General features: G+C 45.5%; 14 protein-coding genes. 7 read left to right on the top strand and 7 right to left on the bottom strand.

All coding sequences use genetic code 11. The annotated features are described in order from the left end of the window. Positions 1-18: 18 nt before the first annotated feature. From ybeY to A2X74_RS02555, 3 genes are read right to left on the bottom strand one after another with little or no spacing between them, the layout of a single operon-like run. A complete protein-coding gene (gene ybeY, locus A2X74_RS02565) occupies positions 19-495 on the bottom strand; it encodes an rRNA maturation RNase YbeY (protein ID WP_293628360.1) in 477 nt (158 codons plus the stop codon). Between the two features lies 1 nt (position 496). Next, positions 497-1,855: a tRNA (N6-isopentenyl adenosine(37)-C2)-methylthiotransferase MiaB gene (gene miaB, locus A2X74_RS02560; RefSeq protein WP_293628362.1), complete on the bottom strand. Its 1,359-nt coding sequence runs from the start codon at positions 1,853-1,855 to the stop codon at positions 497-499. A gap of 55 nt (positions 1,856-1,910) precedes the next feature. Beyond that, positions 1,911-3,173 carry a putative Na+/H+ antiporter gene (locus A2X74_RS02555; RefSeq protein WP_293628364.1) on the bottom strand — a complete coding sequence of 421 codons (1,263 nt, stop codon included), beginning with the start codon at positions 3,171-3,173 and terminating at the stop codon, positions 1,911-1,913. A gap of 81 nt (positions 3,174-3,254) precedes the next feature. Here A2X74_RS02555 and A2X74_RS02550 point away from each other — a divergent pair, with 81 nt between their 5' ends. Then, positions 3,255-3,665 (top strand): rhodanese-like domain-containing protein, encoded by a 411-nt coding sequence (locus A2X74_RS02550; RefSeq protein WP_293628366.1) that lies wholly within the window; start codon positions 3,255-3,257, stop codon positions 3,663-3,665. A 90-nt stretch (positions 3,666-3,755) separates the two neighbouring features. Then, the gene (gene htpG, locus A2X74_RS02545) at positions 3,756-5,657 is read left to right on the top strand and encodes a molecular chaperone HtpG (RefSeq protein ID WP_293628368.1); all 1,902 of its coding nucleotides are present in this window, start codon (positions 3,756-3,758) and stop codon (positions 5,655-5,657) included. 106 nt (positions 5,658-5,763) lie between these two features. Here the strand turns inward: htpG and A2X74_RS02540 are convergent, their stop codons facing one another. Then, on the bottom strand, positions 5,764-6,051 hold the full coding sequence (locus tag A2X74_RS02540) for a glycine zipper domain-containing protein (protein ID WP_173943507.1): 288 nt from the start codon (positions 6,049-6,051) through the stop codon (positions 5,764-5,766). 48 nt (positions 6,052-6,099) lie between these two features. Continuing rightward, positions 6,100-6,462: a Rap1a/Tai family immunity protein gene (locus tag A2X74_RS02535; RefSeq protein WP_293628373.1), complete on the bottom strand. Its 363-nt coding sequence runs from the start codon at positions 6,460-6,462 to the stop codon at positions 6,100-6,102. 138 nt (positions 6,463-6,600) lie between these two features. Between A2X74_RS02535 and A2X74_RS02530 the strand changes: the two genes are divergently transcribed. The 3 genes from A2X74_RS02530 to A2X74_RS02520 are packed head-to-tail and all read left to right on the top strand — an operon-like array spanning position 6,601 to position 9,306. Further along, positions 6,601-7,803 carry an ammonium transporter gene (locus tag A2X74_RS02530; protein ID WP_293628375.1) on the top strand — a complete coding sequence of 401 codons (1,203 nt, stop codon included), beginning with the start codon at positions 6,601-6,603 and terminating at the stop codon, positions 7,801-7,803. 35 nt (positions 7,804-7,838) lie between these two features. Next, positions 7,839-8,363 carry a gamma carbonic anhydrase family protein gene (locus tag A2X74_RS02525; protein WP_293628377.1) on the top strand — a complete coding sequence of 175 codons (525 nt, stop codon included), beginning with the start codon at positions 7,839-7,841 and terminating at the stop codon, positions 8,361-8,363. A 13-nt stretch (positions 8,364-8,376) separates the two neighbouring features. Beyond that, positions 8,377-9,306 carry an AEC family transporter gene (locus A2X74_RS02520; RefSeq protein ID WP_293628379.1) on the top strand — a complete coding sequence of 310 codons (930 nt, stop codon included), beginning with the start codon at positions 8,377-8,379 and terminating at the stop codon, positions 9,304-9,306. Here the strand turns inward: A2X74_RS02520 and maiA are convergent. Continuing rightward, the gene (gene maiA / locus A2X74_RS02515; RefSeq protein ID WP_293628381.1) at positions 9,277-9,957 is read right to left on the bottom strand and encodes a maleylacetoacetate isomerase; all 681 of its coding nucleotides are present in this window, start codon (positions 9,955-9,957) and stop codon (positions 9,277-9,279) included. The genes A2X74_RS02520 and maiA overlap by 30 nt on opposite strands. Before the next feature lie 80 nt (positions 9,958-10,037). Here maiA and A2X74_RS02510 point away from each other — a divergent pair, with 80 nt between their 5' ends. Further along, positions 10,038-10,667, top strand: coding sequence for a trimeric intracellular cation channel family protein (locus A2X74_RS02510; protein ID WP_293628383.1), 630 nt, complete (start codon positions 10,038-10,040; stop codon positions 10,665-10,667). Here A2X74_RS02510 and A2X74_RS02505 read toward each other — a convergent pair. Further along, positions 10,654-12,252 (bottom strand): gamma-glutamyltransferase family protein, encoded by a 1,599-nt coding sequence (locus A2X74_RS02505; RefSeq protein WP_293628385.1) that lies wholly within the window; start codon positions 12,250-12,252, stop codon positions 10,654-10,656. The genes A2X74_RS02510 and A2X74_RS02505 overlap by 14 nt on opposite strands. Before the next feature lie 292 nt (positions 12,253-12,544). On the opposite strand from A2X74_RS02505, the gene A2X74_RS02500 reads away from it, so the two are divergent. Next, positions 12,545-13,645, top strand: coding sequence for a TRAP transporter substrate-binding protein (locus A2X74_RS02500; RefSeq protein WP_293628387.1), 1,101 nt, complete (start codon positions 12,545-12,547; stop codon positions 13,643-13,645). The last annotated feature ends 22 nt before the right edge of the window (positions 13,646-13,667 follow it).

Genomic DNA, 13,667 nt, shown 5'->3' with positions numbered 1-13,667 from the left:
GAGGGCGTTAAGAATGCTTTAAATGGGTGCGTAAGGATTTGTAAAACCCAGTGATTTGAGAATCGCAATTTCTTTACCTTCCATTTTGCGTGCTTCAGCATTGCTCTCATGGTCAAGGCCTTGGGCATGTAAGCAACCATGAATGATGAGGTGAGCTAAGTGAGCCTTAGTAGTTTTAGCTTGCTCCCTTGCCTCCTTTTGAACTACGGGAAGGCAAAAAATAATATCAGTAGCCAATGTCGTTTTAGTTAGCTCATATGGAAAGGTGAGTACGTTGGTTGCGTAATCTTTGTTCCGAAAAGCAAAATTCAACTTTTTACCCTCAGCGGCATTGACGAAGCGCAAGGTGACAAGGCCGTTGAGGAGGGTGCTTGCTTTCACCCATTTTTTCATTGCTGCTAAAGAGGCAATCGCTAGCACTTTATCTTCAATGGCATCACTAGCAAATTGAATATCAATTTCCAATTTAGAGGAAGTCGCTTGCTTGATTGCCATCTTAGTGGGTATGGGTTGAAGTGAGTTCGCCAATAAGCTCACCTCGGAGGGTGTAATTGAGCACTTCAGTAATGCGTATGTCTACTATTTCACCTATGAGGGATTCAATATCTTCATTTGGTGCAGCAAAATGAATTACGCGATTGTTAGCGGCGCGACCTTGTAGATTGACACCGTCTTTTGCTAGGCCTTCAACGAGTACTCGCTCAGTATTACCCAACATGTTTTTACTAATTTGATTTGCTTGTGACTCCAGTAGGGCAAGCAATGTTTGTAGCCGCTTAAGTTTGACCTCATAAGGAGTGTCGTCACTCAAATTGGCAGCAGGTGTACCGGGACGTGCGCTGAAGATAAAGCAAAAGCTGTTATCAAAATTAAGCTCTTCAACCATCTTAAGTAGCTTTGCAAAATCCTCATCGGTCTCGCCTGGAAAGCCCACAATGAAGTCGCTAGAGAGCGTCAAGTCAGACCTCACAACGCGCATCTTACGAATAATGCTCTTGTATTCCAGGGCGGTATAACCCCGTTTCATGGCGGATAAAACCGAGTCGGATGCGTGCTGTACTGGAAGATGTAAATGACTTACCAACTTGGGAACTTTGGCGTAGACATCAATTAAGCGCTGAGTAAATTCTTTGGGATGACTAGTCGTGAAGCGAATTCTTTCGACGCCTGGAATTTCTGCAACATATTCAATCAAGAGTGCAAAGTCTGCGATTTCTTCTGTATCACCCATTTTGCCTAAATAGGCATTGACGTTTTGACCGAGCAGCACAATTTCTTTAACGCCTTGCGCAGCTAGGCCTGCTACTTCAGTTAATACATCATCAAATGGGCGTGATACTTCTTCACCACGAGTGTAAGGAACTACGCAATAGCTGCAATACTTTGAGCAACCTTCCATGATGGAGACATAAGCAGAGCCACGAGTTTGTCGCGAGGCAGGTAGGCGGTCAAACTTCTCTATTTCTGGAAAAGAAATATCTACTTGAGATCTACCGGTTTCGCGACGTTGAGCGATCAGATCAGATAAGCGATGTAAGGTTTGTGGGCCAAAGACGACATCAACATAAGGCGCCCTGCTAATAATTTGTTGACCTTCCTGACTGGCGACGCAACCTCCAACACCAATTAATAAATTGGGTTTGGTTTTCTTGAGTTCACGTAAGCGACCTAAATCGGAAAATACCTTATCTTCCGCTTTTTCACGAATAGAGCAGGTGTTCAGTAGAACAACATCTGCATCTTCAGGCGTGTCAGTCATAACCATGCCCTCATCGGCATGCAGGAGGTCGGCCATCTTGCCCGAGTCATACTCGTTCATCTGACAGCCGAAGGTTTTGATATAGAGCTTTTTCATATGCCGTTCTCAGGTTTATAACTGGGGGCCAAGCTCAAATTTTACAAAAAACAAATTACAGCAAGCGCAGAGCCAAAATAGCAACAATCGTTGGAGGTAGTGCGCCTAGGAACAGATACAGTGCAGAAACCGCGCCATTCGGGAAATGGCTGCGTAAGATTGCCAAACCAGCTGGGTTAGGTGCATTAGCAATAACGGTTAAACCGCCACCAGCAACTGCGCCACCCACCAAAGCTAATTTGAATTCTGCAGACGTGCCGGTTACTAGAGAGCCAAGGTAAGTTAGTGCTGCATTATCAGTAATCGCAGTAAGTGCTGTCGCTCCGTAGAAGACTGCTGTTGGACTCATCTTCTCCAGGAGTGGTTGCAACCACCAGCCTTGCAGGGCGCCTAAGACCACCAAGCCGGCAAGGAAGAATCCAACCAATAATGCCTCACGCAAAATCAATGGGCTTTGATGTTTTGGATAAGCAGTGGTGTAGCCAATAAAGAATAACAAGAGCCACATGAAAATAACTGGGTCATGTGCGAAGTAAACAATGCCCGCTAAAAACAGCAAATGAACTGAAGTAACGGTGAACGGAATTTTTTCAGGAATCTTTTTCTCTTCTGGTTCAACGAGCTGGCGGTGGAACAACAATGTCAGGATCAGTGAGTTGATGAAGATCGCCGCACTACACGCTAAGCCAAAGTTGAAGAACATGAAACTGCTGGACCAACCCCAAGTAGAAGCCACCATCAGTACGGGCGGCGCAGCAAAATTGGTCAATGTACCGCCAATCGAAACGTTGACGAAAAGTACCCCTAAAGTTCCAAACAGCAAGGGGGTAGAGCATTTATGTTTGTAAACCAGATCGCGTAATAAGAATGCCGCAAGCGTCATTGCTGCTGGTTCGGTAATAAATGAACCAAGTAACGGAGTAAGGGATAAGGTGAGGAAATACAGCATTGGCGCTTCGCGTGTTCGCAAGGCGACATGTAAAAATTTTCCTAGACTATAGAGAAGGTGGGTTGCAAAAGTCAGAATCGGTTTGCTACCCGCAGCCACCATGATGGCAAATACAAAAAGCGGCTCTGTGAAATTACGCTTGCTTGCGTATTCTCTGGCGCTATCAAGACCAGTTGCAAAGCCAATGTAAATTAACAGCACTGCTGCCCAGAAACCAAAAACAATCTCTACTTCGCCAAGTAGATGCCATAAGCCAGAATGCAGGCGAGACTTTTTGGCTAGAGTTTCAAAATAGGAGGTGCTAAAGGTGTGCAGTACCGCTATCGCGAAAATAATACTGGCACCGAGTTCTGTAGGGGTAAAGTTCATGGGAAGATATTATCAGACTGTAGTTTTAACTAATTCGATTTTGTTTGACTGCCATTAATCGCTATCTATATTGGGGTAAATATGAGTTTAATTCTGGGGTATGAGGATTTAATTGCCAACGCAATGGCTCAGATTGAAACGGTGCCCTTGGATCAGGCCAAAACCCTGCTTGATGATGAAAACACGGTTTTTATTGATATTCGGGATGTTCGGGAGTTAGAGCGCGAAGGCATGATTCCTGGTGCTTTTCATGCTCCTCGGGGCATGCTGGAGTTTTGGGTGGATCCTAAAAGCCCCTATTTCAAGCCGGTTTTTGGTGAGGGTAAGCGTTTAGTGCTTTATTGCGCCTCGGCCTGGAGATCTTCCTTGGCCACCGAAACCCTTCAAAAAATGGGAGTTCCCTGTGTTTGCCACTTGGAGGGCGGTTTTAGCGCCTGGAAAAAGGCGGGGCTCCCCGTGGCAGAAAAGCACCCAAAACCCCATTCAGGCTAACCCTTCCTCATTTTTGAGCCTTGAAATGCTAGATTTTGACCCCATCTAGGGTCAATCTAGTTGATTGGTATTCATTAAGGGGGTAGCTACATGACTGTTGCTAGTAAAGAGACTTTAGGCTTTCAGGCCGAAGTAAAGCAATTATTGCAGTTGATGATTCATTCCTTGTACTCCAACAAGGAAATTTTTCTTCGTGAGTTAATTTCTAATGCGTCTGATGCTTCAGACAAGCTCCGCTTTGAGGGGATAGAGCATCCAGATTGGTATGGTGATGATCCTGATTTAAAGATCAAGGTCAGTTTTGATAAGGCCGCTAGATCCGTCACCATTTCTGATAATGGCATTGGCATGAGTCGAGATGAGGTGATTGCCAATTTAGGAACGATCGCTCGTTCCGGAACAAAAGAGTTTTTCTCAAAACTCTCTGGTGATCAGCAGAAAGATGCAGCCTTGATTGGTCAGTTTGGCGTTGGTTTTTATTCGGCATTTATTGTTGCTGATCGCATTACCGTGGAAACTCGTCGAGCTGGTTTGCCAGCAGCCGATGGCGTGCGTTGGGAGTCTGATGGCTCGGGTGAATTCACTGTAGAGAGCATCGATCGCCCACAACGCGGCACATCCATCACCATGCATTTGCGCGAAGACGAAGATGACTTCCTTTCTACGCACAAGCTGAAGTCAATTATTCGCAAATATTCCGATCACATCTCGCTACCTATTCAGATGAATAAAGAAGAGTGGGATGCTGATAAAAAAGAGCAGGTCATAAAGGATGAGCTCGAGAGCATTAATCAGTCCAGCGCTTTATGGGCGCGCTCCAAATCAGAAATTACCGAGGAGCAATACAACGAGTTCTATAAGCACTTATCCCATGATTATGAAAACCCACTCTGCTATTCATTAAATCGGGTAGAGGGTCGCAGCGAATTTACACAACTGTTATATGTTCCAGCGCGAGCACCATTTGATTTATGGGATCGAAATAAACGTGGTGGGATCAAGTTGTATGTCAAGCGAGTATTCATCATGGATGATGCAGAGCAATTGATGCCTATGTATCTACGTTTTGTTACAGGCGTGATTGACTCAACAGATTTGCCATTGAATGTGTCTCGTGAAATTCTGCAAGAGTCGCGTGATGTCAAGGTTATTCGGGAGAGCTCTACTAAGCGTGTGCTGAGCATGCTTGAGGAGCTGGCTAATAGCGATGATGAGACCAAGAAAGAAAAGTACCGCACCTTCTGGGCGCAGTTTGGGCAGGTTCTGAAGGAGGGTGTTGGCGAAGATCAAGCAAACCAAGAGCGCATTTTGAAGCTCTTGCGTTTTGCAAGTACGCACTCTGATTCAGCTGAGCAGACAGTTTCTTTGGCGGACTACATTTCTAGAATGAAAGAAGGTCAGGACAAAATTTATTACGTCACTGGCGATTCATTTAACGCTGCAAAAAATAGTCCGCATCTAGAAATCTTCCGCAAGAAGGGTGTTGAAGTGCTTCTGCTGTCCGATCGCGTGGATGAGTGGATGCTTTCTTTCTTTACAGAGTTTGATGGCAAGCAGATGACTTCAGTTGCCAAGGGTGGACTTGATCTTGGCGATCTTAGTGATGAGAAAGAAAAGAAAGAGCATGAAGAAACTGAAAAGAATTTCAAGGATCTGCTCGATCGTATGAAAGCTGCCTTGGAAGACAAGGTGAAGGATGTGCGCGTTACTTTCCGTTTGACTGACTCTCCAGCATGTTTAGTTTCTGATGAGAATGAGCTATCTGGTAATTTATTGCGGATGCTCAAGGCTGCAGGCCAACAAGCGCCCGACATGAAGCCGATTTTGGAAATTAATCCTGAGCATCCACTGCTACTGAAGCTCAAGTCAGATGACAAACAGTTTGATGAGTGGACTGAGGTGCTTTTTGATCAAGCGCTCTTGGCAGAAGGTGGTCAGTTAAGTGATCCTGCTGCTTATGTAAAGCGGATTAATCAATTGCTTTTAAGTTAAGACTGCAACTGAGGTATTAAAAGAAAAACCCGACTTGCAATTAACAAGTCGGGTTTTTTGTTGACTACTTTAAATCTACAGCACTACCGATACAGGTAATGGCAGATTAGTTCGGTGCTTTAGCTGGTTGATTATTTTTGCCAGCGTTGTAACCAGAGTTGTACTCAGATGCTTGCTCTTTTTTGTAGGCATCGTATACATAGCCAGATGCTGCACCAACTGCCGCGCCACCAACTGCACCCCAGATTGGGTTGCCGTGAAAAATGGCTGTACCAACTGCACCTGCAGCTGCGCCGATACCAGCGCCAGATAAGGTGCGTTGTTCTGTATTGCTCATGTTGGAGCAACCTGCGATTGCTAGGGTTGCAGCAGTAATAGCGATAATTTTTTTCATATCAACTGTTCCTTATGTCTATAGATTAAATATGCTGAGTGGCTTGGATTATTTTCTGGCGCAAGGAAAACGTGCCGCCAAGAAGCCCAAGAAAACACCAGCTGCTGGCTTGTCTGCAGTTTGTTGATTGGCGTCAGCAAACTTTACAAACTCACCAATAACTTCATCACGGGCCGGAGCAGGTTGCTTAACGCAAATGTAAGGCTTGGCACGTTGTGGGTGACGTGTGGCTAAGTAAGTGTCATAAATAGCTGTGGTGTAACCAATGCAAAAGCTACGGGATTCTGGGCTGGCTGGTAATTTGCAGACTTTTGCCAGCTCTTGCGTACTCAGAACAGGAATTTTTTCCTGCGCTTGTGCCAAGCCAGAAAAAGCAGCCAAAATAGCCAAAATTGATAAAACTTTTTTCATGGGTTCTCCCTCGGGTGTATATATTTCGATCATAAACCATATTGATGCCCATAAATTGCACTAAATGGGTGCAACACCAGAAAAAATTGCCTTATGCATTCCCCATAATGATGCACAAAATATCTGGGAGGTACTTCAATGGAAGTCTTGAAATCAGGCAGTGATGTCTTATTTATATTGCTCGGCGCCATTATGGTTTTGGCAATGCATGCAGGGTTTGCTTTTTTAGAGCTCGGCACGGTTCGCAAAAAGAACCAAGTCAATGCTTTAGTCAAAATCTTGGTCGACTTTGCTGTTTCGACAATCGCTTATTTCTTTATTGGCTACAGCATTGCTTATGGCGTGAACTTTTTCTCAGGGGCAGAATTATTGGCCGAGAAAAATGGCTATGAGCTAGTCAAATTCTTTTTCTTATTGACCTTTGCTGCTGCAATTCCAGCCATTATTTCTGGCGGTATTGCAGAGCGCGCTAAATTTAATCCGCAATTAATTGCAACCTTTGTCTTGGTGGGCTTTGTCTATCCCTTCTTTGAAGGAATCGCATGGAATCAGCACTACGGCATTCAGGCCTGGATTAAAGGGCTGACTGGCGAAGAGTTTCATGACTTTGCGGGCTCGATCGTGGTTCATGCAGTAGGAGGATGGATTGCATTGCCGGCCATTATTTTGCTGGGCGCACGACGTGGCCGTTACACCAAAGAAGGTCATATTGCCGCACACCCACCATCAAGCATTCCATTCTTGGCTTTGGGCGCTTGGATTTTGGCAGTGGGTTGGTTTGGCTTTAATGTAATGAGTGCGCAGACCATTGATAAGGTCAGCGGCTTAGTCGCCATGAACTCTTTGATGGCAATGGTTGGCGGGACTTTGGCTGCATGGGTGATTGGTCGCAATGACCCTGGCTTTACTTACAACGGCCCTTTGGCTGGTTTGGTAGCTGTCTGCGCTGGATCAGACTTAATGCATCCATTAGGCGCATTAGTCGTGGGCTTAATTGCTGGCGGCCTATTTGTATATATGTTTACCTTAGTGCAAAACCGCTGGAAGATTGACGATGTATTGGGCGTTTGGCCATTACACGGCTTATGCGGTTTGTGGGGCGGTTTAGCCGCAGGTATTTTTGGAAGTAAAGCGCTTGGCGGCATGGGTGGGGTCACTTTCTTAGGGCAGCTCATCGGCAGCCTTTTAGGAGTTGGGATTGCTTTGGTAGGGGGTATCGTGGTTTACGGCCTCTTGAAAGCATTCTTGGGCATCCGTATGTCGCATGAAGAAGAGTATGACGGTGCTGATTTGAGTATTCACCGCATTTCTTCCACTCCAGACCGCGAGCCTAACTGGTAGGCTTTCATAAATATAGTCATTACCTATAATGGGTCATGGCTATATTTGAACTAGACGGAAATGCTCCCCAGTTAGCTGAGGGGGCTTGGGTTGCCGAGAGCGCTGAAGTAATTGGCATGGTTGAGCTCCAAAAAAATGCGAGCGTTTGGCCTCAGGTAGTAGTACGCGGGGACAACGACCATATTCAGATTGGTGAGGGAAGTAATGTGCAAGATGCTTCTGTCTTGCATACTGACCCTGGCTATCCCTTAGTCATTGGCAAACACGTGACTGTTGGTCACAAAGTGATGTTGCATGGTTGCCAGATTGGTGACGGTAGTTTGATTGGTATTGGTGCAGTTATTTTGAATGGCGCCAAAATTGGTAAAAACTGTCTTGTAGGTGCAGGCGCTTTAATCACAGAAGGAAAAGAGTTTCCGGATGGCTCCATGATTTTGGGCACGCCAGCGAAAGTTGTTAAATTGCTTAGCCCCGAACAAATTGCTGGCATTAATGACATCGCGGGACGCTATGTTCAGAATGCGCTTCGTTATCAAGCGACACTACGCAAGATTGCATAATTAAGACTTACCCGTGATCTACGTCTTCAACGTTCTCTTTCCTGTTTTTGCGCTGATCTTATTAGGCTACTTCAGTGGCAAAAGTGGTAAGTTGGGCGCTAATGCATCTATTGAACTCAATCGATTTGTTATCTGGCTTGCGCTCCCTGCCCAACTCTTTAACTTCGCAGCCAATAGTGGCTGGGAGACGCTCTGGCAGCCTGGATTTATTGCCGCCTTTTTAATCAGTGCCTTAATTGTCTTTGTTCTCGTTCTGATCTTCTATTGGTATCAAGGGCGTGACTTAGCAGCAGCAAGCTTTGCTGGTTTGAGCGCCTCTTATTCGAATACCGGCTACATGGGTATTCCGTTATGTCTACTCGCGCTTGGTCAAGATGGCCTAGCACCAGCCATCATTGCTACATTCCTGGTGTTTATTCTGTTTGCATTGGCGACGATTCTGATTGAGATCGATATGTTGTCGCATAAAAAGTCCCATGAAATAGTTTGGAGTGTGCTGAAGTCCTTGGCCTCCAATCCACTTTTAGTGTCACCCGTATTAGGTCTAGCATGGTCTGCTTCTGGTTGGGTAATTTACGACCCATTGGCACAAGTGATTTCATTTTTGGCTGCAGCAGCAACACCTTGCGCGTTGGTATCAATCGGATTATTTCTGATTCGTAAAGATGAAAATGCTTCGAGCAAGGTGTGGGGCATTAGCTTTGGCAAGCTGATTATTCAGCCAATCATTGCCTGGTTAATTGCTGGCCCTCTTCTGGAATTGCCTACGCTATGGGTCAATGCGGCAGTGATCTTAGCGGCCATGCCAACTGGCACAGGGCCATACATGCTGGCTCAATACTATATGGCGGATGGTAGAGTCATTTCTCGAGTGGTGCTGGTAACTACTGTTGGATCACTACTGACACTCTCACTATTCCTTTGGTGGAATAGAGGGATTTAATCCCTCTGCATCAATTTGTTTTTCCCAGGCAGCATCAATGAAAGCAGGCAAGGTCATGCATTCATTAAATATCTTCATGAGTGTCGGGTAGGCCTTCATATCCATCTTCGCACTGAGCGCATTAAATATTTGCGGCACTAAACAAATATCGACAAGACCCGGCATATCTCCATAAGCAAAGCGACCCACCCTAGCGTTTTTAGTTAATTGTTTCTCTAGGTTCTCTAAACCCAGCATCATCCAATGCTGGCTCCAAGCATCTTTGTTCTCTGCACTCACACCCAGGTTTTTCATTAAGTAGCGCAGCACCCGCAAATTACCAATGGGATGAACATCGATAGCAATATCCATTGCTAAAGCGCGCACCCAAGCCCGATCAATTGCACTCTTTGGGAGTAGTGGAGGGTTGGGGTGCGTTTCCTCCAGATACTCAATGATGGCGAGTGATTGATGAATAGCATGATCACCTTCAATTAAAAGAGGTACTAAGCGAGTAGGATTTTTATCTGTGTATTCCGCACTAGTCTGTTCGCCACCATTCTTGAGAAGATGAATCGGAATGATTTGATGATCGACCCCTTTTAAATTGAGGGCAATGCGCACCCTAAAAGCTGCTGAGCTACGCCAAAAACTATAAAGTTGGGTTTTCATAAGAATTTCCTGTGATCGTAAGTCTCAGTATATTCAGGACTTCATTGCTCGTCACACCCGAGTGCTTTAGACTCAAGGTCATGGATCAAATTAATTTCTGGATTGGCATGATCGCCACAGTTGCCTTTGCTGTTACAGGGGTTTTAGCCATCTCTGATCGTGGCGTTGATTTATTTGGCGTCTTGGTTTTGGGCGTCATTACTGCAATTGGCGGCGGTACGATTCGCGACATGATTTTGGATGTCCCAGCTTTTTGGTCAATTTCGCAAATTTATATCTGGGTTGCTCTTGGTGCTTGTGTGTTGACGTTTGTGGCGGAATCGTTTTTTACACAACCGCAGATCTATCGGACGATGCTTTATATAGATGGTCTGGGCGCGGCTTTGTTTGGGATTCAAGGGGCGGATAAAGTCTGGAATCTTGGATTCGGTTTGCCGGTAGCGCCTGTCATATTGGGCGTGGTTACTGCTATTGGGGGCGGCCTATTACGAGATGTTCTAGCGGGCAGAAAAACCTTGCTGATGTCCCATGAGCTATATGCGATTCCCGTGACTATTGGATGCACTCTCTATGTGTTGGCGCTGAATTACTTGCCGCAATACACGCTAGAAGCTTCGGTAGTTTGCATGCTTGCTATATTCGGATTACGCGTAGCTGCCATTCATTGGGATCTACGCGTACCCAAATTATTTATTACTAATAAGCGCTAACTGCTCCATCGCTACGAGGGTCCCAGCCGCCGCGCAAGGTTCCGGAGGGCTCTCGAATAATGCAGCCCGCATGCCCTACGGTTTCATCAAAAGCATCTAGCATTTCAATTTCATGTCCAAGAGCATGGAGCTCTTTAGCGACCCATGGGTTAAAACGCGATTCGAGTTTTAAGCTATCACTGGTTTGCCCCCAGGTACGTCCCAGTAACCAGCGAGGACGACTAATTGCATCCTGAGGATCAAGTCCATAAGTAGCTGTGCGCGTAAAGACCGCACATTGTGTTTGGGGCTGTCCATCGCCTCCCATCGTTCCATAAACCATAGAACGTCCATCATTAAATAAAGCCATGGCTGGATTTAAGGTGTGGAACGGCTTGCGATAGGGCTCTAAGTGATTCAGTGTTTTAGGATCTAATGAAAAACTGCAGCCGCGATTTTGCCAATTGACACCGGATTTCGGTAACACAATTCCTGCACCAAATTCATGATAGATACTTTGAATAAAAGAAACGCAGTTGCCTTCACCATCGACAACGCCCATCCAAATCGTGTCAGCAGGACCCTTACCTTGACCCCAAGGCAATGCTCTTTCAGGGTCAATATTTTTAGCCAGTTTTTTTAAGAATGCTGGTGCCAAGAAAGACTGTGCGTGTTTAGTCATGTAAGCTGGATCCGTGACGTATCGATCCCTGACTTTAAAAGCCTGCTTAGTGGCCTCAACACAGTGGTGTACATACTCAGCACTGTCTACTTTGAAGCGCTTGAGATTGAGTTGATCTAAGATTCCCAAAATCATCAATGACACAACACCTTGAGTTGGTGGAGTCATGTTGTACACATTTCCGATGCTGTGCTTTAACTCCAGTGGATCAATTAATTTTGCGTGGTGACGATGAAGGTCACTCAGTCTGAGTGGGCTACCGAGTTCAGTCAGTTCTTTGGCTAATAACTCTGCTAAGTCTCCGCGGTAATAATCATCAGTTCCTTTGCGTGCAATTTGGCGCAAGGTCTTAGCAAGGCGATCTTGTTTAAAGATGCTGCCAACCGCAGGCGCTTGACCGTTGATTAAAAAGGTATTTGCGAAACCTGGAATATCAATGAGCTCTGCACGTTTTTTGTCAGTTAAGCTCGATTGACTGTAAGTAACTGGCACGCCAGCTTCTGCGTAGTAGATAGCATCAGCCAAGAGGCGGGAGAGTGGAAGCTTGCCGCGAAGACCTTGTTGAGAAAGTTTCTGAGCAGCACCCCAACCAGAAATAGTTCCAGCAACAGTATTGGCTGCAACAGCGCCTCTAAATGGAATCGCTTTAGTAATACCGCGCTCTGCGTACCAGTTTTTAGTGGCCAATCCTGCTGCAGCTCCACAGGCGTCAATGCCCCCCATTGCTTTTCCGGGTGAATGAACTACCCAGAATGAGTCTCCACCAATCGAATTCATATGGGGATAGACCACTGCAATCGTTGCTGCAGCAGCAATCATTGCTTCTAAAGCGTTACCACCCTCTTTAAGAACTCCTAAGGCTGACTCAGATGCTAGCGAGTGTGGCGCTACCGCCATTCCACGAATACCCCATTTTGGTTGCATTATTTGTATTTCTCCTATTGCAGTTATGAGTAATTAATTTAGTAAAGGTAGTTTAGATTCTTGCAGACACCAAATTGAAGCATGAAGTTCCATCATCCCAAAAAAAGTGCGCTTTATGCACTGCATTAGGGAATGTACTGACCTTGTCTTGATCAATATGCTCTACATTGACTCAGCAGGAAAAAACATGATTTGTTGCATTGCAATGCTGATAAGTCATTTCGGAAATCTTGATGTTCATCAACTTTTAACCATATGTGTGTAGTTAGTATTTTTTCAGGAGGAGTCAATTATGAAAACAAACCGTCGTAAGTTTCTCAGTGCAGGAATTGGTGCAGGTGTTGTTGGGGCTACCTTGGGCGCTCCATCCATCGTGCGAGCGCAATCATCACAAACTTTTAACTGGAAGATGACCAGCGCCTACCCAAAGGGTGCGCCGTTTTACATGGATGGACCTGGTAGCGCAACTGATTTAGCAAAACGCATTGGGGAGATGTCCAATGGCCGCTTAAAGATTCAAGTTTTTGGCGCTGGAGAATTGATTCCCGCATTTGAGGGTTTTGATGCTGTTCGATCTGGCACGGTTGAAATGAATCATGCTAATAGTTATTTCTGGACTGGCAAAACATTTGCAGCTCAGTACTTTACGGCTGTGCCATTCGGCCTAAATTTTCAAGGGATGAATGGTTGGCTATATGACGGTGGCGGTATTGATCTCTGGAATGAAACCTATGCACCTTTTGGCATGATTGCCATGCCTTGCGGTAACACCGGTGTGCAAATGACTGGTTGGTTTAAAAAGAAAATTAATAGCGTCGCAGACCTCAAGGGTCTAAAAATGCGTATCCCTGGACTTGCTGGTAAGGTCTATGCCAAGTTGGGTGTTGATGTAAAAGTATTGCCAGGCGGTGAGATTTTCCCGGCGCTTGAGCGTGGCGTGATTGATGCAGCTGAATTCGTTGGCCCATTTCAAGACCGTCGTCTTGGATTGCAAAAAGCAGCTAAGTTCTACTACACCACTGGTTGGCATGAGCCAGCAACTACTTCTGAGCTTTTGATTAATAAAGCAGCTTGGGAAAAGCTACCTAAAGATCTTCAAGCGGTTGTGCAAAATGCATCTGCAGCTTGTAATGTCATTGGTGAGGCATGGTGTCAGCGTAACAATGCCGAGGCAATGAAAGATTTGGTTGAGAAGCAAGGCGTTACTGCTCTGCAATTGCCAGATTCAGTAGTAGCTGCGATGCGCACTGAAACGAAGAAGATTTTGGACGAGTCTGCCGCTGCTGATCCTATGACTAAAAAAGTACATGATTCTTATTTTGCCTTTAAGCGCAATTACGATTCCTGGGCTTCTTACAGCGAGGCAACGTACCACAGCAAAGTTCGCGGTTGATTTTTGTTTTAATCATTTAAGT

Origin of the sequence: Polynucleobacter sp. GWA2_45_21 (genome assembly GCF_001830325.1) — a bacterium.
Taxonomy (GTDB): domain Bacteria; phylum Pseudomonadota; class Gammaproteobacteria; order Burkholderiales; family Burkholderiaceae; genus Polynucleobacter.
Note: the sequence above shows the minus strand (reverse complement) of the source record. Positions and strands in the feature narration are given on the sequence as shown.